The sequence below is a fragment of the Sphingopyxis sp. MG genome (genome assembly GCF_002953155.1).
Taxonomy (GTDB): domain Bacteria; phylum Pseudomonadota; class Alphaproteobacteria; order Sphingomonadales; family Sphingomonadaceae; genus Sphingopyxis; species Sphingopyxis granuli.
In genome coordinates this window covers 1,674,193-1,699,528 of the sequence record NZ_CP026381.1, presented here as the reverse complement: position 1 = coordinate 1,699,528, position 25,336 = coordinate 1,674,193, and the positions used below count along the sequence as shown (strand labels likewise).

The window sequence follows — 25,336 nt, the reverse complement described above, 5'->3', positions numbered from 1 at the left end:
AGACCCCAGCTTAGCTGCGGGTTTGAGGTGCGATTCGTATCCCTGTGCGTCCCACATGGTCCAGGCCGACATTTTTGCCAATGTGGGACTAAATTTTATGATCAGAGGGATGAAAAGCACTTCGAACGGGCTGACGAAGCCCAAGGATAAACAGCGGCGTGTGAGTCTCGGTGACGGCCTTATGCGCCTCGAACGGCCGGGAGGCACCAGCAGCTGGGTGTGCCGGGTCCAGAGCGATGGCGTGCGCCGCGACTTTGGCCTTGGCAGCTGCCAGAAGGTCAGTCTGGCCCAGGCGCGCGAACTGGCGCAGGAAATTCGTAGCCAGATCGAGATGGGCGTTGACCCGCAAATAGAGCGGCGCAAGCGGCAGGCGGTACCGACCTTCACGGAAGCCGCCGCGAAGACCTACGAGATACACTCGAAGACGTGGCGCAACGGCAAGCATCATGCGCAATGGATGCGCACGATGGAGCTTTACGCCTTCCCGCACATCGGGAAGTTCAAGGTCGATCAGATTACCGGTCCGATGATCCGCGACCTGCTTGCGGAAATCTGGTTGGCCAAGCCGGAGACCGCGCGCCGCGTCCGGCAGCGGATCGGCGCGGTCCTCGATTGGGCCTATGCGTCAGGCTACCGCGAAACCGATGCTCCGATGCGCGCGATCACCAAAGGCCTGCCTCGCCAGCCGCGTCGCGACAATCATTTTGCGGCCATGCCCTATGAAGATGTGCCTGCCTTCGTGCAGCGTCTCCGCGAGCGAGAATCATTCAGCCGCCTCGCGCTCGAATTTGCGATCTTCACCGCCGCCCGGTCCGGCGAGGTTCGTGGCTCGACGTGGGGAGAGTTCGACCTTGAAAAGGGGCTGTGGAAGCTCTCCAAGGACCGCATGAAGGCATATCGGGAGCATGTCGTCCCCCTCACCCGCCGACCGCTGCGTATCGTCGAGCGGTGCGCGCGATTGCGGATCAAGGGCTGCGACCTTGTCTTTCCCGGTCTGCGGCGCAATCGCCCGCTGTCGGATCAGACGCTGACCAAACTGCTCAAGGAAATGGGCGAGCCTTACACGGCGCATGGCTTTCGCTCGTCGTTCCGCGATTGGGTCAGCGAAGAAACGAACCATCCGAGCGACGTCGCCGAAGCTGCCCTTGCGCACACGGTCGCGAACAAGGTTGAAGCTGCCTATCGGCGCGGCAACCTTCTCGAAAAGCGGCGCGTCATGATGGAGGATTGGGCAAACTATTGCGATGGGAGGAAGCGGTGAGCCGCTACACCCGCGCGCGGCGCCACCTGCTCCGTAAGTACGAGCGCGCAGTCGATCGGATCGACGAGGAGGATCGTGCGATCTTCCTCGGCCACCGCGTCGAGGAGCTGAGCTATCGCGACCTTGCGGAGCGCCATGGCGTCAGCGTTGCCGAGGTCGAACAGGCTATGATCCGTAGTTTGCAGGTCATCGCCCAGTCGGTCGATGGAAAGAAGCGCAGATGGTGGCAATTCTGGCGGCGCTGAAGCGGGTTCGATCTTGCCAATCAGCCGCCGCGCCGACAGGGTGCCGCCAGCGATGAAAACCGATCTCGACCATCTTCCCGCCAACAAGCAGCGCGAACTTGAGCGCGTGAAGCAAATCATCTTCGAGGAATTCGAGGACGCGCTGGCGCTTGGCACGATGAGCTGGAAGAAGAAGGGTCGGATCGATAAGATCATCCTCTATGGCAGCTATGCGCGCGGCGGCTGGGTCGATGAGCCTCATACGGCAAAGGGCTACCGCTCGGACTTCGACCTTCTCATCATCGTCAACGATAAGCGCCTGACCGAGAAGGTCGATTTCTGGGGAAAGCTCGAAGACCGACTCATTCGCGAACTGGCGATTGACAAGACGCTCAAGACGCCGGTCAACTTCATCGTTCACACCTTGCAGGAAGTGAACGACGGGCTCGCCCACGGCCGCTATTTCTTCATGGACGTCGCGCGCGACGGGATCGCGCTATACGAATATGACGACAAGCCGCTTCACACCCCTAAGCCAAAGACGCCCGAACAGGCGCTGGCGATGGCGCGCGAATATTTCGACGAGTGGTTTCCGTCAGCAATGGGCCGGGAAAAGCTCGCTCGATACGCGGTCCAAGAAGGCCTATTGAAGCACGCGGCATTTGAGTATCATCAAACAGCAGAGACACTCTACCACTGCGTCCTGTTGGTCTGCACCTTCTACACGCCGCACGTCCACAATCTCGCCTTCCTGCGCACACAGGCCGAACGGATCGACATGCGGCTCGTCGATGCTTGGCCGCGCGAGCGCCGCGAAGATCGAGCGCGGTTTGAGAAGCTGAAAGAGGCCTATGTGAAGGCCCGCTATTCGAAGCACTATCGCATCACCGAAGAGGAGCTGACGTGGCTTGGTAGCTGCGTCGAGGAACTCGGCCGCGCGGTCCACGCGATTTGCTCGGAGCGGATCGCCGAACTCGAAGCCAGAGCCTGAATTCACCCCCAATCAGCCCAATGCCATACGAAAAGCACGCGGCTGCGCGCCGTTTCGCGGGTCGGGTATGCAGAATCATCAGGCGCACGCTGCGCAGGAGAAGAATGACGTAGCGCAGGTCGGCGGTCTTCAAAACAGCCAATCTGCGATACGCCGGGTATCCGGCTGGTTCAGAAAGGGGTGGTCCGAATAGTTTATGAGATGGAAATCTTTTCCTACCACCGCCAAATCGTCTCCTCGACCCAGTCGTTGTCAAATATTTGTACTAACGACTGATAGACCTTGTTGTCGCTGCAACTATCGTCCATCCCATTGCAGGGGGGAAAGTCTATGAAGTTTGGATTACCCGAAGGCCATGGCCTTCCACCTGAGCTACTGGCTAGCGGGTTATTGCATCGCGATGAGTTCGGCGAATATCAGCTTACCGATGTTCAGTATGCAGCGCTAGAGGCAGGTGTCGCAAGCGGAACGAGCATTTTGGCGGTGGCCCCCACCTCCAGCGGGAAAACCGACGTGGGGTTGTTTGCAGCCGCTAGTTGGCTTCATCGCGGGCTCGCGGATGGAGCTAGGGTAGCCTTTCTGACGTCCCACAGAGCTTTGGCGCGGCAAAAGTTCGAGGAACTGCGGCGGCGATTTGCGCCGCTGTTCACGTTGGCTCCGACGGAGATTGTGCTGGCAACGGGCGATGACGTCATCGACGGAAATGGCGATGCCGCAGTCGATGCGTTCGCCGCGCCAGTCCTGATCGCAACGTACGAAAAGTATCTTAATATGCTGGCCGGGTCGGGTTTGCATTTAGGCGCGGCCAACACTTGTCTTATAGCCGACGAGATTCAGCTCATCGGAGACGTCACGCGAGGCCAAAACGTTGAGATTTTAATGACGCTGCTGCGACAATCTGTCGGGCAGATTGTTGGACTTTCGGCTGTTCTAGAGCGGCATTACGCTACGCAGTTAAGCGAGTGGCTAGGCGCTGAGTTAGTGTTTGAGACAGAGCGTGAGATAGAGTTGTTTTACGAACTTCGAACATCTGAAGCGACCTACGAAACATCGACTCGCTCTCAAGATGGGCCGGAACGCTTGGAAAAGCGCGTTTCTGGCACTCTTGAGATTTTAAAGGAGCTTCTGCGCGAAGGCGCGACATACGAGCCGATTGCAGTGTTCTGCATGACAAAAAAGCAAGTTTTTGATCTGGCCGAAGCATGGGCGGTTGAGGCCGGTCGTCTCGGTGCCACACGAACTGAAGACCTCCCTCTGTTCCGCGAGCCGACCACCTCTTCAGAGGAGCTGGGTCGTTATTTGCCGCACCGCTTTGCTTATCACACTGCGGACTTAAATGAAGACGAACGCGTAGCCGTCGAAACGCGTCTTGATAGCAGCACGTTGCGAGTGGTTTTTGCTACAACTACTCTCGCTGCTGGATTGAATTATTCCTTTCGTACTGTAATTATTCATTCGTGGCGCCGATGGGATAGCCGAACGAGGTCCTATGTCCCAATCCAGCGGTCCGAATTCCATAATATGGCTGGTAGGGCGGGCCGACTGTCGCATGTGGATACGCCGGGAAGAGTGATTTATTTTGCCGCTGATGGCCAGGAAGCTCGCGCCGCCGGTCGATATTTATCGTGGTGGGAGTTGGACGAATTCGCCCCCCGCATCGACCCTGTCAGCTTCTCACCGCTTGCCTTGCAGTTGTTCGCCGCGAACGTGGTCGATACTGACGATAGCCTCTGTGCATTCCTCCAAAATACATTCAGCGCGGAACGCGAACTGGAACGAAACCCTAGCCAACCTCAGATTTGGCGCCAAGCTGTTACGCAGTCGCTCTCCGAATTGCGAAATTGGGGCTTCGTCGCGTGAGCGTGCGAGTGACAAATGCGGGCCGCGCAGTAGCGCGCTCAGGCTTGCTCCCGTCGACGGCTCATGAGCTCCTTTCGTATCTTTCATCAAAGGCCGCTGAACTTTCTGCGCTTATGATTTCTTGCGCAAACAGCGAGCTGGAGGATTGCGACGATTTCGCGTTCGTGCTCGTCCACGCCGCCTATAGCAGCACGGAGTACAGCCGGAGCCAGATCAGGCGCAGATTTCTTCCATATCAGTTGCTCACTGCGGAAATGACAGGCCCGCAGATTAGGCTACGAAATCTGCTTTTTCAGCCACACCAATCCGACGCTGTTAACGCCGCCATACTCGCAAGGCGTTGGATGTCGGGCGTGCCAATGCGGCAACTAGAGTCTGCCCTCGATGTGCGAAGCGGCGTCCTCTCTGCGATGTTCGCGGACGCCGCCAACATCCTTCGCGGTGTTGCCGACATCTTGTACGCTGCAACCTCCCCGCAGTCAGTCAACGAACTGCCGACTGGGGTACCGCTTTCGGCTACACCGACATTAAATACTATCATCGCATCGATTCGACGGATCGCCTCGCGGCTGGATGCCGGTTTACCTGACGATGTTTTGTGGATGCGAAGCCTTACGCTTGACGGCGTGCCGGTTTTGACCCGGAACGAAATAATGCTTTTACGAGAAGCTGGAATGCTGAGCCCAACGGACCTGCTGGATCCGGGTAACTTTCCCAAACTGCTGGACGCTTTCGGCCCAAGGTCGAACACGAGCATGGCATCGGCTCAAAACGTGCAGCAGGCAACCCGGACATGGAGATTAGAAGAGCGGGATCGTCTGATTGAATCCCAGCGCAAACGGTTACCGGCTGAATGTAGGGACGTGCTGCTCCGCTTCTACCGCACGAGGGAAACTGAGTTTGAAGGTGTGCTAGAGGAGATATTCCGGTGCTTCGGAATTTCGATAGACGCCCGAGATCAACCAGGCACGACCTCGTTCCCTGATTTCGTGGTATCACCGCTTGGAAAACAACTGGCGATAGAATGTAAATCGAAAGTCGTTGGCGAGGCGGTGACATTCAACGACGCTACCGACGTAATTCGTAAGGCCGGAGTAAACGGCTACGGCGCAGCGTTTAAAGTCACCGTATGTCAACCATACATTAGCCCTGACGTTCCGAGAAAGCTCGCAAACTGTACCGACCTTTGCGTCGTCAACGCGGACGACATTGCTGAGGCGTTCGTTCAGCTCAAGGTGGGGCGAATAACCCAGCAAGACTTCACCGATTGGATCAGTCGGCCAGGACAGGCTTCAAGGGAACATCTAACTCAAAGCAGCCGACCTTTAATCCCCGCGACCTCTGCGCCATGACGTTAACGATATTTTCCGTTGATGAGGTCTATGGCGTAAGCAGGAAAACAATAGACAATGATAGCGTTTCATGGCAGAAGAGTTGCACGGACTGAATCATGAATTCAGATGCGCGGTGGAACCGTGTGGGTCCGAAATCACGTGGATGTAATTTGAAAAATTATTTCAAATACATAGATTTCACTTAACAAAACCACCCTGTCCGCCAATATGACCCCGCCGGCAAGGATCAGCTCCGGCTCGGCCGCGCCCCGCGTATCAGCGCGCGCAGCATGCCGTAGAATGTGATCGTCCACGCGGTCAGGGCGATCCAGAAGAAGGCGCGGGGCAGCGCGAACAGGAAATCGAGTTCCATCGCCCGGTTCATCTGCCATGTGCTGGCCGCGTACATGCCGAGCGGAAACACCGCGCCCCAGTAAAGCGGGTCGTAGCGCAGCGGGAAACGCTCGTAACCGTGCCGCCAGATGCTGAGCAGGACCAGCATCGGGATCCACCAGGTTCCCGTCGCCCAGTAGAACACCGTGACCCCCTTCAGGAACGGCAGCAGCGATGTCAGAAACGGCGCGTGGGGCGCGTTCAGGATGAGTAGCGAGCCGGCCAGCGTCGAGATCGCCATCGCGCCCATGTTGATCCAATAGGGCGGCGCAAGGTCGCCCGGCGAAAAATGAAAGAAGACATAGCGATAGAAGATCAGCGACATCATCCAGATATAGAGCATGCCGCCCCACAGCCACATCGACAGCGCCAGCAGGTTAAACTCGAGCCGGTAGGGCTGGCCGATGCGCGCGGCGAGCAGCGCGCTGGAAACGGAGATCGCCTGGGTCGCCACCACCGCCAGAAGCCAGCTTCCGCTGATCCCCTTGTCGAGCGTCGGCTTGTTGTGCCGCACCGTCAGGGCGGTGAAGATCGTGTAGGTCAGGCAAAGCCAGAGGATGGCAGCGAACAGCCACAGCGCCTTGCCCGCCGCGACATTGCCGTCGAGAATGAGGAACTGGCTCGCCAGAATGCAGGTGCCGGCGACCGCCGTGAAATAGCCCGGCCCGGTCAGATGTTCGACCATGTCGCCGAAGAACCGGCGCGGATAGCGCCACGCCCGCGCCGCATACAGCAGGCACAGCACGGCATATTGCACGATATTGAGATAGAACAGCGCGCGGGCGATGTTCGGATGCGCCATCATCGAGGCCGCGAGAGAGACGATGCCGGTGGCCATGACCAGCCCGAAATAGGCCGGCGACAGATCGGCAAGGCCCGTCCGCGGCGCCAGCGGATCGGATCTGTCGCTTCCCCTCGTCATGCCCCTTCCCCCTCGGAAATGTCCCCGACAAATATGTGGGGCAGGTCGAGGTCGTCCGCCGTTCGCTCGGCCGGCCCCCCGGACAGCTTATAGAGGGGGTATGGGACAGAAAAAGGGCGACCGGATCGCGCCGGCCGCCCTTCTTCTTTTCCGATCCGATTGGATCAGGCCTGCGGGCCCGGAGCCGGTGCGGGCTCTTCGGTCGGAGCGGGTGCGGGCTCGTCCGTCGGGGCGGGCGCCGGCTCTTCGGTGGGCTGCGGTGCCGGCGCGGGGGCCGGTTCTTCGGTCGGCGCCGGAGCGGGTTCTTCCGTCGGGTCCGGGGTGTCCGTCGACTGGGCGAACACGGCGACCGGCGAAATGAGGAAACTCGCCGCCACGACGGACATAATCGCATTCTTACGCATGATCTCTCCTTGAATTGACTGCGTGGCGGAGAGAAAAAATGGTCCTCCCCGCGCTCAATCTGCCGTTCCATGCAGATCGAGGAGCGCAACGTGCGCCATTCCGAAATCGTTCCGGAAGGTTGCCGGCTTCGGCGTGTCGTCGGGATAGATGCTTGGAATTACGCGATGAACTGTTCCGCGTGATCAGCCCTCCCCCGACTTTCGCATGGAGAACGCCTGTCCGGAAAATATGTTTCAAGGCCGCGGCGTGGCGGCTCCGTCTTGCGATTGTCCCGGGAGGACATTCCCTGCGATCAAAAGAGGATTTCCATGCGCAAGACCCTGCTGGCATCGACCTGCCTTGCCGCCATGACGGCGGCGCCCGTTCATGCCGAAACGACGATCGGCACCGCCACGACGACCCCGGTGCGGACCTCCACGGTCAACGCCGGCGCGGCCGACGACATCCGGATCGGCAAGGACGGTTCGATCAAGCCGACCGGCGGCACCGCCGTGACCATCGACAGCAACCACAAGGTCGCGAACGAAGGCACGATCGCGATCGGCGACGCCGACGACGCCACCGGAATCTTCGCCGGCGCGGGAACGACGGGTTCGATCACCAACGCGGCGACGGGCAAGATCATCATCGACGAATCCTACGCACCGACCGACATCGACAATGATGGCGACATCGACGGACCTTTCGCCGTCGGTCGCAACCGCACGGGAATCGCGACCGGCGGCGCCTTCACGGGCGATATCGTCAATTCGGGCGCGATCACGATCGAGGGCAATGATTCGGCGGGCATCCGGCTCGGCGGCCCCCTGACCGGCAAGTTCACCAACGACGGTACCGTCACCGTGCTCGGCGACAATGCGCTGGGCGTCGGGTTGCAGGATGTGACGGGCAATGTCCGGCTGGCCGGGACCATTGCCGCGACGGGCCAGAACGCCACCGCGGCGCGATTGGCGGGCGACATCGACGGCGCGCTCGTCGTGCAGGGAAGCCTGACGGCGACCGGCTATCGCACCACGACCCCGCCGGCCGACCCGTCGAAGCTCGATGCCGACGATCTGCTGATCGGCGGTCCGGCGCTGTCGATCGAGGGCGACGTGACCGGCGGCATCATCCTCGCCGTGCCTCCGAAGGACGGCAGCGGAACGGGCACCGACAAGGATAATGACGGCATCGAGGACGCGAAGGAAGGCTCCGCCGCGGTCCGCTCCTATGGCTCGGCGCCCGCGATGCGGATCGGCGCGACGGGCCGGGATATCGCGATCGGCGCGGTTGCGGGCACCGGAACCGGCTTCGGGCTGATCATCGACGGCACCGTCACGGGCAACGGGCTCTACGCAGGTATCGACGGGCTCGGCGTGCAGATCGGCGGCATGGGCGGCGCGGTCGACATCGCGGGCGGCATGGGCGTCGCCGGGACGGTCAGCGCGCTGTCGAAGGACAGTTCGGCGACCGCGATCCTGATCGGTGCCGGCGCGACGGTTCCGGAGGTCCGCATCGCCGGCAAGGTCGAGGCCGCGGGCGGCGGCACGGCGACGGCCATCTCCACCGCGCTGCGCATCGACAGCGGCGCCGATGTGGCACTGGTCCGCAACAGCGGCACGATCAGCGCGAAGGCAAGCGGCGAGGACGGTACCGCGCGCGCGATCTTCGACGCGTCGGGAACCGTAGACCTGATCGAAAACAGCGGCACGATCAGCGCCACCGGCGCCGCGGTGGGCTCGGGTCGCAATGTCGCGATCGACCTGTCGGCGAACGGCGCCGGCGCGACCGTGAAGCAGACCGAGGTCACGGCTGGCGTTGCCGCGCCCTCCATCGTCGGCGACGTGCGCTTCGGCGCCGGCAGCGACATCTTCGACGTCGCCGACGGCACGGTGAAGGGCAACGCCTCTTTCGGTGCCGGCGACAACCAGCTCAAGCTCTCGGGCGACGCGGCCTATACCGGCAACGCCAGCTTCGGCGGCGGCAATGACAGCGTGACGCTCGCGGGCACATCGAGTTTCCGGGGCGACGTCGATTTCGGCGGCGGGGCGGATACGCTGTCGATCGCCGGCAAGGGCCTGTTCTCGGGCCGTCTCTCCAATGCGCAGGGGCTGGCGGTGAGCGTCGACGGCGGCACGTTCGACGTGACCGGCGCCGCGACCATCGAGTCGCTTTCGGTCGCGGGGAACGGCGTCCTCGGCGTGACGCTCGACGACGGCGCTGCCGGAACCGCGCTGACGGTGCAGGGCAATGCCGGCTTCGGCGAAGGATCGAAGCTCGCGCTCAAGCTGTCGAGCATCGAAAATGCCGAGGGCGAACATATCGTCGTCACAGCGGGGTCGCTGACCGGCGCCGACAAGCTGACCGCCGAAACGACGCTGCTTCCCTTCCTCTACAAGGGCGTGCTGAGTTCGACCGCGACCCAGCTCATCGTCGATGTCTCGCGCAAGAGCGTGGCCGAACTCGGCCTCAACCGCTCCGAAGCGGGCGCCTTCGACGCGGTGTTCGAGGCGCTCACCGCCGACGAGGCGATCGAGGGCGCCTTTCTCGGGATCACCGATGGCGAACAGTTCCGCGGCCAGATGCAGCAGATGCTCCCCGAACATGAAGGCGGGGTGTTCGAAACGCTCACTTCGGGCTCGCGCGCGCTGGCGCGCCACCTTCAGGACCCCAACGCACCCTATCAGGACGAGGGGAAATGGGGCTATTGGGTCAACCAGGCAGTCTGGGGCACGTCCAAGGGGCTCGGCAACACCGCGAGCTACGACGTCTCGGGCTGGGGCATTTCGCTCGGGGCGGAGATCGAGACCGGCGTCGGCAATTTCGGCGGGTCGGTCGCCTTCCTCAGCGGCAAGGACAGCAACGGCAGCAACGACAACGAGGTCAGCTCCAGCCAATGGGAGGGCGCGCTCCACTGGCGGCTGCGCTCGAACGGCTGGCTGGCCAACGCCCGCGTGTCGGGCGCCCCGGTCAGCCTGAAGGGCACGCGCGTATTCCGCGCCGAGGTGGACGGCAAGGCAATCGAAAAGACGATGCGCGGCAAATGGGACGCGACGCTGTGGTCGGCTTCGGGTTCGGTCGCGCACGACGGGCGCCTCGGCGGCCTGTCCTTCCGTCCGACGGTCGCGGTCGACTATTACAAGCTGAAGGAGGACGGCTATCAGGAAACGGGCGGCGGCGACGCGCTCGACCTCAACGTCCTCGGCCGCGACAGTGACGAACTGGCGGTGTCGGGCACCGTGGCGCTCGGTCTCGATTTCGGCGGTTCCGACCAATATGACGGCTGGACGCGTTTCGAGATCGAGGGCGGGCGGCGCGAGATCGTCAGTGGCACGCTCGGCACGACGGTCGCTTCGTTCAAGGACGGCACGCCCTTCACCCTGACCCCCGATGCGCGCACCAGCGGCTGGATCGGCCGCATCCGCGGCATCGGCGGCAATTCGGCCTTCCAGGTCGGCGCCGAACTGTCGGCGGAGGAGCAGCAGAGCCACTTCGGCTGGGCATTCCGTGCGAGCTTGCGGGTCGGCCTCTAACCCCCGAGGCAGCCTCGCGGCAAGGGGGAAGCGCCCCTCCTCACCCATGCTTCCCCCTTGCCAACCGGCCGACGCCAAACGCCCATCGGACACCGCCATGACCGCCCTCACCCTTCCCCGCCCGACCTCGATGCCGTCCGGCATCGCCGCGTCACGGTTGCGGATGTCGCAGGTGGCGCTATATCACGGCGCCATCAGGGGACCGGAGGACCGGGCCGGCGGCGTGGGCGCCGGCGCACTGCAGGCGACGTTCCGAACCAGGTATTTCATGACCCAGGCGACCGATCGAGACGAGGCCGCGCACGGCATCGAAGGCGTATTGCTCGCCCACCGGGCGCAGGTCGTCCGTTTCCTCGAACTGCGCGGCGCGGGCGACCAGGCGGAGGATCTGTTTCAGGATCTGTGGATGCGGCTGACCGAACGGCCGACCGGGCCGATCGCGAACCCGCTGTCCTATGTGATGCGATCGGCCAACAACCTGATGCTCGACCGCTATCGCGCCGCGCGCCAACGCGCGCTGCGCGACCGGGCGTGGAGCGAGACGGCGGCGGCCGAGCCTCCGTCGGCCGAGCGCGCGCTGATCTCGCGCGAGCAGCTGGCGATGGTCGAACGCACGATCGCGGCGACCGGCGAGCGCTCCGCGCACATCTTTCGCCGTTTCCGGGTCGACGGCGTCCAGCAGCGCGATATAGCCGCCGAGATGGGGGTGAGCCTCAGCACGGTCGAAGCCGACCTGCGCAAGGTCTATGCCGCGCTCGCGGCGGCAAGGAGGCAATTCGATGCGCCCTGATCGCGATTCCGCCATCGAGGCGCAGGCGATCGACTGGGTCGTGCGCCAGCGCGATCCCGGCTTTGCCGAATGGGATGCGTTTGCCGACTGGCTCGCGGCCGATCCGGGGCACGGCGCGGCCTATGACGCCATTGCCGGCCTCGATGCCGATCTCGACGCCCTGCCCCCCACCCGGCGATCCGAGCCGTCCGTGCGGCGCGGACCGTCGCGGCGGGCGTGGTTCGGTGGCGCGGTCGCCGCGGCGCTGGTCGGGGCCATCAGCCTCTCGAGCCTCGGCCTGTTCGACGGCACCAGCCGTATCGAGACCGCGGCGGGCGAGCACCGTACCCTTGCGCTGGCCGACGGATCGCGGATCGAGGTCAACGGCGCCTCGCTCCTCATCCTCGACGACGATCGCCCCCGGTTCGCGCGGCTTGAACGCGGCGAAGCGATGTTCCATGTCGTCCACCGTGCGGACGAACCCTTCGTCGTCGAAGCGGGCGGCGCCGAACTCGTCGACCTCGGCACCGCCTTCAACGTCGTGCGCGCGAACGGCCGCACCGCGGTAGCGGTGTCGGAGGGCGTGGTCGCCTACAACCCCCGGCGCGAGAATGTCCGCGTCGTCGCCGGACAGGGGCTGGAGGCCCGCGACGGCGACCGCGCGGCACCGGCGCCGCACGCGATCGACGTCGCCAACGTCGGCGGCTGGCGCACCGGGCTGCTCGTCTACAACGACACGCGGCTGACCGACGTGGCGGAAGACCTGCGGCGCACCGCCGGCATCGACCTGCGGATCGCCCCCAACGCTGCCGACACCCGCTTCCGCGGCGCGTTGATCCTCGCAAAACACCCCGCCCGCACCGTAACAGACCTCGCTGCGCTGTCGGGGACGCGCGCCGAGCGGCAGGGCGATGGCTGGGTGCTGTCGCGCTGACGATGCGGTTCCGGCTCTCCCCCCTCCTGTTTAACCCCCTTCTTGTCACTGGCGCAGCCTTGGCGCTGGTCGCGCCGGCGCAGGCGGCCGAGGAGTGCATGTTCGATGTCCCGAAGGGCAATCTGTCGGCGGCCCTTCCGCTGCTCAGCCGGCAGGCCGGGGTCAGCATCAGCGTCGCCGACGCCGAACTGTGGAAAAGCCGCGTCCGCCCGGTGCGCGGGCGGATGAGCGTCGATGCGGCGATCCGGCGGATGCTCGACGGAACGCAGGCGCGCGCCGTGCGCGTCAGCGACACGAGCTGGCGGATCGAGCGCCGGCCGGTTCAGCGGGTCGCACGGCGGTCAACCTCGCCACCGCGCGCAACGCCGCCGCCGCGGGCGCAGGTGCCCGATCATCTCGTCGCCCGGCCCGAGGACGAGATCATCGTCACGGCGAGCAAGGCCGACACCCCCTATTCGCGTTTCGCGGGCGTCGCCACGATCCTCGATGGCGGCGATCTGGCGTTCGGGGGCGAGCGCGGGATGGATTCGATCCTCTCACGCGTAGCGACGGTGTCCTCGACCCACCTTGGCTCGGGGCGCAACAAGCTGTTCATCCGCGGCATCGCCGATTCGAGCTTCACGGGGCCGACGCAGGCGACCGTGGGGCAATATCTGGGCGACATCCGTCTCAGCTACAACGCGCCCGATCCCGACCTGCGCCTGTACGACGTTGACGCGGTGGAGGTGCTCGAGGGGCCTCAGGGCACCCTCTATGGCGCGGGGTCGCTCGGCGGCATCATCCGCGTCGTGCCGAAGGCGCCGAATCCAGGCGCCATGGAGCTTCAGGCGATCGCGGGCGCCTCGATCACCCAGCATGGCGATCCGGGCGGCGACATCGCCGCCATCACCAACCTGCCGGTCGGGGACGATGGCCACGCGCTGCGCCTCGTCGGCTACATGCTCACCGACGGCGGCTATATCGACAATCCGCTGCGCGGGCAGAAGGACATCAACCGCGTCCATGTGCGCGGCGGCCGTGCGACCTTCCGCTTCGATGCGGGCGACGCGTGGACGATCGACCTCGGCGGCGTCTATCAGGCGATCGTCTCCGACGATGCGCAATATGCCGACCGCGACGCGCCACCGCTCACCCGCAATTCGCTCGTCGAACAAAATGCTAAGGCCCGCTACGGGCTCGGCACGATCGTCATTGCCAAGGATTGGGACGGGCTGCATTTCCAGTCGTCGAACGCCTTCATCCGTCATCGCCTCTACGAGCGCTTCGACGCGACCAGCGAGCAGAACCCCTCGCAGGTGCTCGACCAATATAACGCCTTCATCCGTCATCGCCTCTACGAACGCTTCGACGCAACCGGCGAGCAGAACGCCTCGCAGGTGCTCGACCAATATAGTGCAACGCGCATGCTCGTCAGCGAGAGCCGGTTGTCGCGCCCCTTCCACGCTGGGCTCGGCTGGGTCGTCGGCGCGAGTGTCATCGACAATCGGACCCGGCAGCGCCGCGAATATGGCGCTACGGTGCTGCGCGCGCCGCTGACCGGAGTCACCAACCGGATCACCGAGTTCACCGGCTATGGCGAAGCGACGCTCGAACTGCTTCCGCGCCTCGTTGCGACCGCCGGGCTGCGCTTGTCGCACGCCCGGCTGGGCGGCAGCGGCGAGGACGTGCCCTTCGTCATCGCGATGGCGGGCCGCGCGATCACCGCGCACCGGACCGAAACCGATCTCCTGCCCTCTGCCTCTCTGCTCGCTTCGCCCTTCGCCAATCTGACACTCTATGCGCGCTATCAGGAGGGATTCCGCCCCGGCGGGCTCGCGATCGACAGCCATTTCGTCCGCCGCTTCCGCAACGACCAGGTGCGGACATGGGAAGCCGGCGTGCGCTTCGGCGAACGGGGGACCAGCCCCTTCGACGCCAATATCTCGCTATCCTACAGCCGCTGGCGCGACATCCAGGCTGATTTCATCGACGCAAGCGGCTTTCCGACCACCGCCAATATCGGCAACGGCCGGATTACCAGCGTTTCAGGCGCGCTCGCCTGGCAGCCGGGTCCGGCGCTGTCGTTCGAACTCGGCGCCGTCTACAACCACAGCCGGGTCGACGAACTGTCGTCGCTGATCGCGCCGATCGCGATGGCGGCGCCGGCGCGACTTGGCCGCATCCCCAATGTCGCCAGCCACGCGGTGCGCGGCGCGGTCCATTATGTCGCGCCGGTCGGCGACGAGGAATTGCGCGTCGGCGGCTGGGCCAACTATGTCGGTCCGTCGCGCCTCGGCATTGGCCCGGTGCTCGGCGAAGGCCAAGGCGACTATGTCGACACCGGGTTCGCGATGCGATTCGGCAATGCCCGGCGCGGGCTGTCGCTGACCCTCACCAACCTTTTCGACGCCCGCGGCAATCGCTTTTCGCTGGGCACGCCGTTCGTCGAGGACGGGCCGGGCTACGCAACCCCGCTTCGTCCTCGCACGCTGCGGATCGCGGTGGACGTCGCCTATTAGAACATGATGACATTGGGCGGACTCGTCATTGCGAGCAGTGGCGAAGCTGCGCGGCAATCCAGAGTTGTGCGGCAAACGCCCTGGATTGCTTCGCTTCGCTCGCGATGACGAACTACTTCAATCGAAAGTCAACGGAATCCAGATCGACCCGCCTCGTCTTTGCGTGCCAGAAAAGCGCTTTCCCACATCGCCGCGTGCCAGCCTCCGTGCATGGCCCCTTCATCGCATGGAACAGGCGGCCTTCTGTCAGAAGGAAGGCTTTTTCGGAAGGCGCGCGCCGGCATAGGAGGCCAAACGAGGGGTACGTAATGTGACCTTTGTATACTTTGAAATAATATTACGCGCCTCGAAGCCCATCGCGGTCGGCTCGCGTCGCCCCTTCCCCTGAGAGTAAGGAGTGATTCGATTTCGAATGGAAAAAGCCCGAAAGCGAATGGCCTCGCCTCACTCCGCCAGCACGAGCCGCTCGTAACGATCCATATGATAGTCGGCGCTCCCGAACTGGCCTTCGATCAGGGTCGCGCGCTTGAAATAATGGCCGATCGCCAGTTCCTGCGTGATGCCGATACCGCCGTGGGTCTGGATCGCATTCTGCCCGACGAACTTCGCGCCGCGGCTGACCTTGTTCTTCGCCGCCGATACCGCCGCCATGCGCGCCGCCGCGGGCAGGTCGAGCTTCAGTGTCCCCATGATCGTCATCGAACGAGCCTGTTCGACCTCCATGAACATGTCGACCATGCGGTGCTGAAGCACCTGGAACTTGGCGATCGGTACACCGAACTGCTTGCGCTGCTGGGTATATTCGAGCGTGCCTTCGTGCAGTTTCTGCATCACGCCGGTCGCCTCGGCGCACACCGCGACCGTGGCTTCGTCGACGATCTGCTCGATCAGCGGCAGGCCGTCCCCTTCCTGTCCGAGCAACGCGTCGCTGGGGATCGCGACATTCTCGAAATAGATTTCGGACGCACGGTTGCCGTCGACCGTGGAATAATCGCGGCGGACGATGCCGGGCAGCTTCGCGTCGATCAGGAACAGCGACACGCCGTCGCGGTCGCGCTGGCCGCCGCCGGTGCGCGCGGTGACGAGCAGGTGCGTCGCCCACGGCGCCGCATAGACGACGCCCTTGTGCCCGTTCAGCACCCAGCCGGCGCCGTCCTTCTTCGCGCTGGTCTTCAGGTTCGCAAGGTCATAGCGGCCCTGCGGCTCAGCATAGACGAAGGCCACGATGGCGTTGCCCGCGATGATCTCGGGGATCAGCGCGTCGGCCTGCGCCCCGCCCACCGCCTTCAGCGCGCCACCCGCGATGACGACAGTCGGAAGATAGGGCTCGATCGCGATGACCTTGCCCAGTTCCTCCATAATGATCGCATTTTCCAGCGCGCCGCCGCCCAGGCCGCCATGCTCCTCGGCAAAGGAAGCGCCGAGCATGCCGAGATCCTGCGCAAGCGCGGTCCAGATCGCCGGGTCGCGGCCCGTGTCGCTGGCAATGAACTTCTGGCGCGTCTCGAAGCCATAGGTGTCGGCCAGAAAACGCGACAGCGTGTCGCGGATCATGTCCTGCGTTTCGGTGTAAGTGAAATCCATTTTTTCTATCCCCGTCGCCCCCGCGAAGGCGGGGGCCGCTGTAGGTTCACATTGCGGCGCCGAATAAGGCCGATTGCTGCCCCCGCTTTCGCGGGGACGCCGCCGTCACAATCCCAGAACCATCTTCGCGATGATGTTGCGCTGAATCTCGTTCGACCCGCCATAGATCGTCGTCTTGCGCATGTTGAAATAGGTCGGCGCGGCGCGATGCGCATAGTCAGGCCCGATCGGATGCTCGTTGTCGCCTTCTCCGAAGCCTCGGAAATAGGGCGCGCCGTAATGGCCGACCGCTTCGAGCGTCAGTTCGGTCAGGCGCTGCTGGATTTCGGAGCCCTTAATCTTGAGCAGGCTCGACTCCGGTCCCGGCCCCTTGCCCGCGTTCGGACCGGCAAGCCCGCGCAACTCGGTGAATTCGAGCGCGGTCAGGTCGATCTCCAACTCGGCGAGCTTGCGTTTGAAAAAGGGGTTGGCAAGCAGCGGCCGATCGCCGTCGAGTTCGGTGCGCGCGATGGCCTTGACGCGCTCGACGCCGCGCTTCGACGATGCGACCCCGGCGATGCCGGTGCGCTCGTGCGCGAGCAGGAACTTGGCGCAGGTCCAGCCCTTGTTCTCTTCATAGACGCGCTGGTCGACGGGAACACGGACGTCCTCGAGGAACACCTCGTTCACCTCATGCTCGCCGCCCAGCGTGATGATCGGGCGCACGGTGATGCCGGGCGACTTCATGTCGATGAGCAGGAAGGAAATGCCCTCCTGCTGCTTGGCATCCTTGTCGGTGCGGACGAGGAAGAAGCCCCAGTCAGCATATTGCGCCATCGTCGTCCAGGTCTTCTGGCCGTTGACAACATATTCGTCGCCATCCCGCACCGCCACGGTGCGCAGGCTGGCGAGGTCGGACCCCGACCCCGGCTCCGAATAACCTTGGCACCACCAATCCTCGCCCGACAGAATGCGCGGCAGGAAGCGTGCTTTCTGTTCCGGCGTGCCGAAGGTGTAGATGACGGGACCGACCATCGCGAGGCCGAACGGCATCAGGCGAATGCAGTCGGCGCGAGCGGTTTCCTCGGAGAAGATGAAGCGCTGCGTCGGCGTCCAGCCGGTGCCGCCATATTCGACCGGCCACGCGGGCGCCACCCAGCCCTTCTTGTAGAGAATCCGGTGCCAGGAGAGGAAATCCTCCTTGGTGAGTTCATCGCCCTCGTCCTGCTTGCCGCGCAGTTCGGCGGGATAGTTTTCGGCGATGAAGTCGCGCACTTCCTTTTGGAAGGCGAGGTCTTCGGGGCTGAACTCCATGTCCATCTTTTGATTCTCCCTTGGGCAGTGGCCCCTTTTAACGGGCGCTCACCTTTACGTAAACGGCAAGTTGCGCCTCGCAACCTTCACCACTGTGAACAGGGCGCAGGTTGCGCCGAACGGCACGGCTTGTCCAGCGGCCTTCCGTGCCGCATGAAGGGGGAAACAAGTGGGGGACATGATGACAAGAGGCAGGCGTGCGGCGCTTTGGGCGCTGCTGATCGTAGGTATGACCGCCACGGCGGCTTTCCTGTTCCAGCGTCCGATCGGGCTGTGGCTGTTTGAGCGCGGGGCCGAGCGGGCGGCCGGACGCGATCGGCTGGCGGACCTGCCCGACGGCCTGCACGTCGCTTTATGCGGCACCGGATCGCCCTTGCCCGATCGCCGCCGCGCCGGATCATGCACCGTTGTGATCGCCGGCAAGGCGATGTTCGTGGTCGACGCGGGCGAAGGCGGAGCGCGCAACATCTCGTTGATGGGATTGCCCAATCCCCGGATCCGCGACCTGTTTCTCACCCATTTCCACTCGGACCATATCGACGGCATGGGGCCGATGATGCTGCTGCGCTGGACCGCGAGCGGCAACGAAAGCCCCCTTCCTGTCCACGGCCCAGAAGGCGTCGAGGCGGTGATTGCCGGCTTCAACGCCGCTTATGCCGCCGATAATGGCTACCGTACCGCGCACCACGGCGCTACGATCACGCCACCGGCGGCGGCGGGCGCCGTCGCGATGCCTTTTGCAATGCCTACGGCGCCGACCGCCATCTACGCGGCGGATGGTTTGCAGGTCATGGCCTTTCCCGTCGATCATCGCCCGGTGTGGCCCGCGGTCGGCTATCGCTTCGACTACAAGGGACGCAGCGTTGTGATCAGCGGCGACACTGCGCCGTCGCCTTCGCTCGAAGCCGCGGCGAAGGGTGCAGACCTGCTGATCCACGAGGCTCTCCAGCCGAAGATGGTACAGCACCTCTCCGATCGCCTGACGGCCGCCGGGCGGCCTCAGACGGGCCGGATCATGCACGACATCCTCGATTATCATGCCAGCCCCGCGCAGGCCGCCGACAGCGCACGCCGCGCGGGCGTCCGGATGCTCGTCCTCAGCCACATCGTCCCGCCCCTCCCTTCGCGCTACTTCGACGCGGCGCTGCTCGACGGCGCCGATAATCGCTTCGACGGCCCGATCATTGTCGGCGAGGACGGGCAATATTTCTCCCTGCCAGTCGGCAGCCGTGCGATCGATCGTGGAAGCTGGTTCTAGCGGCGCACCGCCAGGATTACCGCGCCTTCGCTCGCATAGGCCGATCGCCGCTCGACCATGGCGAGCGTGACTGACACAACACTGCCGCCACGAGTCACCAGTTCCGACGCGATGCGAACAGGGTCGCCTGTACGGAACAGGCCTTCGAAAGCCTCGGTGAAAGCGTGCCGCTGCCCGGCCGCGAGCAGCGCTGAGAAGCGGAGGTGGGGGATTGCGGACTGTTTTGCGCCGATCATGGCGGCGAGCGCCGGGTTGGCCGCCTCGATCGCCTCGCGCACCGACACGCGAGCGACCCCGATCGTCCCGTCGATCTCGACCGCGTCGGCGAGCGCGCGCCGGGCGTCCTGTTCGGCGCGCGTCCCCCACGCGTCGCTGATGTCGCGCAGCACCATCGCCCCGCCGATCGGCAGCGGGAGGAGGTCGACACGCAGCCAGCGCTGCGGCTCGATCAGCCCCGGCACCTCGCCGGAGAAACGCTCGCGATGGTCGAGCATCCGCAGGAAATGCGCGAACAGCACCGAGCGCGCGAACCCCGGCAGGACGTCGGGCAAGGGCCGGCCGATCAGCGCGGCCGCCGCCCGTTCGAGCAGATCGGCGGCCGCCGGATTGACCCCCGCGACGCGGCCTGTGCGGTCGACGAGGATCACCGCGTCACGGATCGCCTCGATCAGCGCCGCCTGCGATGCCGCCAACGCGTCGCGCCCTTCCGCCTCCCCCTTGCCGTCGAGGCGGCGATAGTCGGCGAGCGAGATCAGCACATGCGCATCCTTGCCGTGATGCGTGACCATGACCGGCTTGCGCGACGCCTGCAGGCGCCAGTTCGCGAAACCGCGAATGAATTCGGCAGCGGGCACGCGCTGCGGTTCCCTGACCGTCTCCATATCCGTCTCCCCGGATCGAGCCTTTCCCTCGCATTATGGCATGCCGGTGCGGCATTTGCCTCGAAACCCGACGCAAAAATGCGGATTCGCGTCCGGAACGGCACCGGATCGGTCCTCACACCAGCCGGGTCCGTCCGCAACGCAGCGCGTTGACCCGCGCGTCGGCCTCACCCAGGTGGAGGCCCAGCACGCCCGTCAGCCCCTCGATCACCCCATCGAGCGCCGGCGCCGCGGCGCCCACGGTTTCGCCGACCAGCGATGTCAGCGCGCCGGCATTGAGCCCGAGGCCCAGCAGGTTGACCCGCAAATCCATGTCGCGGGCCAGCGAGCGCGCCACCCCGCCGGCAAGGCCGCTGCTCTCGACCGTTTTGACCGTGCCCGCCGCGATCTCGGCGCGCGAGAAGGCGAGCGATTTTTCGGATTGGTCCGCCAGCGTCAGTTGCGCCCGGGCATCGACGCTGGCGAGCGGCAGGCGCAATACGCGCGCCATCTGGGGCGCGAGCGGGCGCTGCATGTTCGCGAAATCGCCGTTGCTGACCGTCCCGATCGCGAACGTCGCGGGCGAGGTGGTGACGGCCAGCGTCACGCCTTGATCGCTGCCGCCGCAATCCATGTCCGAAATCCGCGCCGCCGCCGATCCCAGTTCTGCGACGATCGGCAGTTCGACGCTCGTCAGCAGCGGCGTCGCGATCCGGCTGACGATCTTCAGCCGCACCTGCGCCGTGCGGACGACCACGTCCTGATCGTCGGTCACCGCGATCAGCGGCGATTGCGCCGGCGGCTCGCCGATCAGCAGCGCGACGTCGATCGCCGAGCCGCCCGGCAGGTCGCTGGCCAGCGCGAGTTCGAGTTGGCGGTTGGCGTTGCCGAGCGCCAGCATCGCCTGCATCAGGCTCATCAGGTTCACGTCGACCCGGTCGGCGGCATCGGCGCGGATGCTCGACGCGCGCGGGCCGAGGTCGATCGCGCGCGACGGGATCAGGGCGCGCGGCAGCGCCTTGTCGGCGATCGTCTCCAGCGTATCGGCGACCTGTCCGTCGCTCGCGCGCGCCAGCGCCGACAGCACCTGCGGCAACGTCGCCTGCATGTCCAGCGTCTCGCCGAACGTCAGCGCGTCGGCGTGCAGTTCGGTCCGCAACGCTTCGGAAAAGGCGAGCAGATCGACATCGGCGCTCGCCAGCGCCTGATAGTCCATCAGCGACAGTTCGACGCGGCTTCCGGTCAGCGCGGAGAGCAGCGCGTTGGGAACGCCGCCGCGCAGCGCCGCGACGCGCGAGCCCAACGAAAAGGCCGCATAGCCGCGCCGCGCGCCCGTGGCGGTGACCGCGACGACGCTATGGCTTCGGCCGGTCAGGAAACCGCCGAAATAGAGCGGGCTCGGCCGCGTCAGGCGGATGCGGACGGCGTTGGGCGATACGCCCCCGGCGACGAAGCGCTGTTCCGCCGCGACGGCGGAGTCGGGCGTATAGCGTCCGGGCTGGAGCGCGGCGATCGCTATGCCGCAATCGCAGTTCGCGGCGATGATCCGCTCTGCCGCCGCGCGCTCGGCGCCCGGATGCGCGGCGGCGGCGAGCGCCGCGGCGTCGGCAATCCCCTGAAGCTGGCGGCGGTCGAGATAGAGCGAGCCGATATCGACCGCGAAGGCGGCGGAGCCGATCAGCATCGTCATCGCAAAGGCGGTCAGGACGCTGACGCCGCCGCGCCGGTCGCAAGGTAAAGCGGAAAGGCGATATGTCTGGAGCATGGTCAATCCACCGGCAGTTCGAAGGTCGCGCTCGACCGGATCGGGCCGGCGGGCGACGGGACGAGCGAGGAACGCAGGAAGCTGTCTTCGGGCACGCTGAAACTGACGGCGACGGTCAGCGCGTCGGCGGTTTCGGTCACGGCGACCGTGCGCGCCCGGGCGGAAAACCCCGCGACGCCGCTGAGGCTGCGGTCGACCGCTCGCTCCGCGATGCCGCGCCGGTCCGCCGCGTCGAGCCCGACGATCGCGGCGCGGGCGCCGTCGTTGGCGGCCTGCTGCACCGCGTGCGCGAGCAGGAAATATTGGCCATAGACCAGCACGCCCATCAGCAGCGCGATGAACAGCGGCAGGACGAGCGCCATTTCGATCACCGCCGCGCCCCGGTCGCATCGGGCAAGCGCATGATGACATCGAATGGACCCGTCATTGCGACCCCGGATCAGGTCGGCAATTATCCCTTTTCGACAGGTGACTGTTCCCCGGCGAAAGCCGGGGTCCAGATGGCACAGCGCTACCCCGCATGGACCCCGGCTTTCGCCGGGGAACAGCTCCCCATTTGCCTGAAGGGTATGTATCCCGATCAGGTCCGGGGTCGCAATGGCGGCACGGCGGGTCGATGGATCGAGGGAATGCGGACCTGTCATGGGTCCGATCATCGCCGATGGACGTAAAAAGGCGGTCGCGAGGGCGATTCGGCGCTTTTACCGGAAATGCGTAAAATCGCCGCGCCGCAATCGGCAGAAAAATGCTTTTCTGCCAACCGCTTGCGGGAAAGGCTTATCGAATGCTGAAGGGCTCCGCAGGCGCCTTTCCGTGCAATTGCGTCATTCGGCGGGCTGTTCGGCCTGCACCTTGTCCTGCGTCCGCAGGTCGAAATCCGACGCGTCGTGCCGTTCGTGAAGCTGGCTCGCCGGGTCGCCCATGACCCGGTTGACCATGCGGCCACGCTTCACCGCGGGGCGCGACGCGATCTGGTCGGTCCAGCGCTGGACGTTCCGATAATCCTGCACGCCCAGAAATTCGCCGGCGTCATAGACCAGCCCCTTGGCGAGCGCGCCGTACCAGGGCCAGATCGCCATGTCGGCGATCGAATAGGCGGAGCCCGCGATATATTCATTCTCCGCCAATTGCCGGTCGAGCACATCCATCTGCCGCTTCACTTCCATCGCGTAGCGGTTGATCGGATACTCCATTTTGGTGGGCGCATAGGCATAGAAATGGCCGAATCCGCCGCCCAGGAAAGGCGCGCTGCCCATCTGCCACATCAGCCACGACAGCGTCTCGGCGCGCTGCGCGGGCTCGGTCGGCAGGAAGGCCCCGAATTTCTCTGCAAGATAGATCAGGATCGCGCCCGATTCGAAGACGCGGATCGGATCGGCGCCGCTGCGATCGACCAGCGCCGGAATCTTGCTGTTCGGGTTGGCGGCGACGAAGCCGCTCGAAAACTGGTCGCCCTCGTGGATGCGGATAAGCCATGCGTCATATTCGGCGCCGCCGTGCCCGGCCGCGAGCAGTTCCTCCAGCATCACCGTCACCTTCACCCCGTTGGGGGTGCCGAGCGAATAGAGCTGGAGCGGATGCTTGCCGATCGGAAGCGCCTTGTCGTGCGTCGGTCCCGCGATCGGGCGATTGATGTTGGCGAAGCGTCCCCCGCTTTCCTTGTCCCACGTCCACACCCGGGGCGGCACATAGTCGGTCTGCTCGGTCATCGGAGGCTCCTCGCGCTGATTATCGGTCGGTTCCCAAACTTAAGGTCTTGGGGGGATTTAGCGTTCGGCGCGCTGCATCATCCGTTCGTCATGCTGAACTCGTTTCAGCATCCATGGCCGGACCCTCCCTTTTGTGCTGCCTTTCATTCGAGGGCAGACCATGGACCCTGAAACAAGTTCAGGGTGACGAAAGGGAGAAACTGCGCAGAAACCCAAATCCCCGCAGACCATAGGAAGGCGTCGGCCGGACGTCCACCGCCGCGCCGTTCAAATTATCCTTTGCGCGCGCAAAGCCGAAATGGCGTCGGCGTCATAGCCGAGTTCGGCCAGGATCGCGTCGCTGTGCTCGCCGACCTGCGGCGCACGGCACGGCGGAATCTTCGCGCTGGCGGACAGGTCGATCGGAGCGCGGATGACGGGCGCCGGCGCGGGCGTGCCGGGATAGGCGACCGGCTCGACCAGCCCCATCGCGGCGACCTGCGGCTGCGCCAGCGCTTCGCCCGGCTTGAGCACGGGCGCCGCTGGAACGCGCGCCTCTGCGAGTTCGGCCAGCGCCTCCGCGCTGGTCCTTGCGATGCACCAGCCCTGCATGATCGCGCTCAGTTCCTCGCCATTGTCGCCGCGCAAGATGTCGCTTGCGAAGCGCGGATCGGCGGGCAGTTCGGGCCGCCCCACCAGCGCCGCCCAGCGGGCGAAGATCGGGCCGCCGACGATCTGCGTCACGATCCAGCCGTCGCGGGTGCGGAACAGGTCGGTCGGCGCCGATCCGAAGCTGCGATTGCCGATCGGCTGGCGCTCGATGCCGTTCAGCGCCTCGTCGATCGTCAGGCCGTTCGACATGGCGAGCGCGGTGCCGAGCAGCGATCCCGACACGCACTGCCCCTGCCCCGTCGCCTCGCGCTCCCGCAGCGCGAGCAGCACGCCGAAGGCCAGATGCAGCGCGGTGCCGAAATCGACATAATTGACCTGCGCGCGATAGGGCTGGCCGGGCGTGCCGGTCAGATGGACGGTGCCCGACATTGCTTGTCCGATGGCGTCGAAGCCGACGTTGCGCGACAGCGGCCCATCGCGGCCGAAGGCGGACGCCGTCGCCAGGATGATCCGCGGATTGATCGCCGACAGGCTGTCATGGTCGAGCCCCAGCTTCACCAGCGCATCGTGCGGCAGGTTGGCGACGACGACATCCGCCGTCTCGACGAGCCGCCGGACGATCCCGCGCCCTTCGGGACTGGCCGGCTTCAGCGTCAGGGAGCGCTTGGCGCGGTTCATCTGCAGGAACATCGCCCCCGAACCGTCGGCGGCGACCGGGACGGTGAAGCGGTCGTCGTTGCCGCCCGGCGCCTCGATGCGGATGACGTCGGCGCCATAGTCGGCAAGCAAGGCCGCGCAATAGGGGCCGGCGATATAGCGCCCGAAATCGAGCACCCTGATTCCCGTCAGCGGCAAGACATGCTTCTCCTCCTGCTTCGCCACCGTCCCATGGCCTGTGGGGATTCGGATTTCGGCACGGTTTGTCCCTTTCGTCACCCTGAACTTGTTTAGCAATTATCCCCTTCCGACAGGTGGGCGTTCCCCGGCGAAAGCCGGGGTCCAGATGGCACAGCGCTGCCTCGCATGGACCCCGGCTTTCGCCGGGGATCACCAGCGTCCCTGTCTCTAAGATATAAACGCCAACTTGTTTCAGGGTCCATGGTCTGCTCTCACCTGAAAGGCGGCGCAAAAGGAGAGCTCCGACCATGGATGCTGAAACGAGTTCAGCATGAC

At 64.8% G+C, this 25,336-nt stretch carries 18 protein-coding genes; 10 read left to right on the top strand and 8 right to left on the bottom strand.

Annotation, left to right across the window (positions count from 1 at the left end; all coding sequences use genetic code 11):
* Positions 1-55 precede the first annotated feature (55 nt).
* The 5 genes from C3E99_RS07840 (at position 56) to C3E99_RS07820 (ending at position 5,688) form a co-directional block, all read left to right on the top strand.
* Complete coding sequence (locus tag C3E99_RS07840) at positions 56-1,261, top strand: tyrosine-type recombinase/integrase (protein ID WP_234002643.1); 1,206 nt, start codon at positions 56-58, stop codon at positions 1,259-1,261.
* The gene (locus C3E99_RS07835) at positions 1,258-1,506 is read left to right on the top strand and encodes a sigma factor-like helix-turn-helix DNA-binding protein (RefSeq protein ID WP_158682197.1); all 249 of its coding nucleotides are present in this window, start codon (positions 1,258-1,260) and stop codon (positions 1,504-1,506) included. The genes C3E99_RS07840 and C3E99_RS07835 overlap by 4 nt, the downstream gene beginning before the upstream one ends.
* A 52-nt stretch (positions 1,507-1,558) precedes the next feature.
* Positions 1,559-2,476: a HEPN domain-containing protein gene (locus tag C3E99_RS07830; RefSeq protein WP_104959658.1), complete on the top strand. Its 918-nt coding sequence runs from the start codon at positions 1,559-1,561 to the stop codon at positions 2,474-2,476.
* 330 nt (positions 2,477-2,806) lie between these two features.
* A complete protein-coding gene (locus C3E99_RS07825; RefSeq protein WP_104959657.1) occupies positions 2,807-4,336 on the top strand; it encodes a DEAD/DEAH box helicase in 1,530 nt (509 codons plus the stop codon).
* Positions 4,333-5,688 carry a hypothetical protein gene (locus tag C3E99_RS07820; protein ID WP_158682195.1) on the top strand — a complete coding sequence of 452 codons (1,356 nt, stop codon included), beginning with the start codon at positions 4,333-4,335 and terminating at the stop codon, positions 5,686-5,688. The genes C3E99_RS07825 and C3E99_RS07820 overlap by 4 nt, the downstream gene beginning before the upstream one ends.
* 229 nt (positions 5,689-5,917) lie before the next feature.
* On the opposite strand, the gene C3E99_RS07815 is transcribed toward C3E99_RS07820, so the two are convergent.
* A complete protein-coding gene (locus C3E99_RS07815; RefSeq protein ID WP_104959655.1) occupies positions 5,918-6,985 on the bottom strand; it encodes a tellurite resistance/C4-dicarboxylate transporter family protein in 1,068 nt (355 codons plus the stop codon).
* 713 nt (positions 6,986-7,698) lie between these two features.
* On the opposite strand from C3E99_RS07815, the gene C3E99_RS07805 reads away from it, so the two are divergent.
* The 4 genes from C3E99_RS07805 (at position 7,699) to C3E99_RS07790 (ending at position 15,103) form a co-directional block, all read left to right on the top strand.
* Positions 7,699-10,902 carry an autotransporter outer membrane beta-barrel domain-containing protein gene (locus C3E99_RS07805; RefSeq protein ID WP_076075381.1) on the top strand — a complete coding sequence of 1,068 codons (3,204 nt, stop codon included), beginning with the start codon at positions 7,699-7,701 and terminating at the stop codon, positions 10,900-10,902.
* A gap of 97 nt (positions 10,903-10,999) precedes the next feature.
* Entirely contained in the window at positions 11,000-11,692 is a 693-nt protein-coding gene (locus C3E99_RS07800) for an RNA polymerase sigma factor (protein ID WP_324787714.1), read from the top strand.
* The gene (locus tag C3E99_RS07795; RefSeq protein WP_076075384.1) at positions 11,682-12,605 is read left to right on the top strand and encodes a FecR family protein; all 924 of its coding nucleotides are present in this window, start codon (positions 11,682-11,684) and stop codon (positions 12,603-12,605) included. The genes C3E99_RS07800 and C3E99_RS07795 overlap by 11 nt, the downstream gene beginning before the upstream one ends.
* A 2-nt stretch (positions 12,606-12,607) precedes the next feature.
* Positions 12,608-15,103, top strand: a complete 2,496-nt coding sequence (locus C3E99_RS07790; protein WP_104959654.1) for a TonB-dependent receptor domain-containing protein — start codon at positions 12,608-12,610, stop codon at positions 15,101-15,103.
* A 444-nt stretch (positions 15,104-15,547) separates the two neighbouring features.
* On the opposite strand, the gene C3E99_RS07785 is transcribed toward C3E99_RS07790, so the two are convergent.
* Both C3E99_RS07785 and C3E99_RS07780 read right to left on the bottom strand, forming a co-directional pair.
* Positions 15,548-16,687: an acyl-CoA dehydrogenase family protein gene (locus C3E99_RS07785; protein ID WP_104959653.1), complete on the bottom strand. Its 1,140-nt coding sequence runs from the start codon at positions 16,685-16,687 to the stop codon at positions 15,548-15,550.
* 105 nt (positions 16,688-16,792) lie between these two features.
* Positions 16,793-17,986 (bottom strand): acyl-CoA dehydrogenase family protein, encoded by a 1,194-nt coding sequence (locus tag C3E99_RS07780; protein ID WP_076075389.1) that lies wholly within the window; start codon positions 17,984-17,986, stop codon positions 16,793-16,795.
* A 175-nt stretch (positions 17,987-18,161) separates the two neighbouring features.
* On the opposite strand from C3E99_RS07780, the gene C3E99_RS07775 reads away from it, so the two are divergent.
* Entirely contained in the window at positions 18,162-19,238 is a 1,077-nt protein-coding gene (locus C3E99_RS07775; protein ID WP_083675212.1) for an MBL fold metallo-hydrolase, read from the top strand.
* Here C3E99_RS07775 and C3E99_RS07770 read toward each other — a convergent pair.
* From C3E99_RS07770 to C3E99_RS07750, 5 genes are all read right to left on the bottom strand, one after another.
* Positions 19,235-20,119, bottom strand: coding sequence for a PAS domain-containing protein (locus C3E99_RS07770; RefSeq protein WP_104959652.1), 885 nt, complete (start codon positions 20,117-20,119; stop codon positions 19,235-19,237). The genes C3E99_RS07775 and C3E99_RS07770 overlap by 4 nt on opposite strands.
* 115 nt (positions 20,120-20,234) lie before the next feature.
* The gene (locus C3E99_RS07765; RefSeq protein WP_076075397.1) at positions 20,235-21,863 is read right to left on the bottom strand and encodes a TadG family pilus assembly protein; all 1,629 of its coding nucleotides are present in this window, start codon (positions 21,861-21,863) and stop codon (positions 20,235-20,237) included.
* A 2-nt stretch (positions 21,864-21,865) separates the two neighbouring features.
* The gene (locus tag C3E99_RS20110) at positions 21,866-22,225 is read right to left on the bottom strand and encodes a TadE/TadG family type IV pilus assembly protein (RefSeq protein WP_083675213.1); all 360 of its coding nucleotides are present in this window, start codon (positions 22,223-22,225) and stop codon (positions 21,866-21,868) included.
* A gap of 462 nt (positions 22,226-22,687) precedes the next feature.
* A complete protein-coding gene (gene yghU, locus C3E99_RS07755) occupies positions 22,688-23,572 on the bottom strand; it encodes a glutathione-dependent disulfide-bond oxidoreductase (RefSeq protein WP_076075402.1) in 885 nt (294 codons plus the stop codon).
* Between the two features lie 267 nt (positions 23,573-23,839).
* Positions 23,840-25,045 carry a CaiB/BaiF CoA transferase family protein gene (locus C3E99_RS07750; protein WP_234002642.1) on the bottom strand — a complete coding sequence of 402 codons (1,206 nt, stop codon included), beginning with the start codon at positions 25,043-25,045 and terminating at the stop codon, positions 23,840-23,842.
* Between the last annotated feature and the right edge of the window lie 291 nt (positions 25,046-25,336).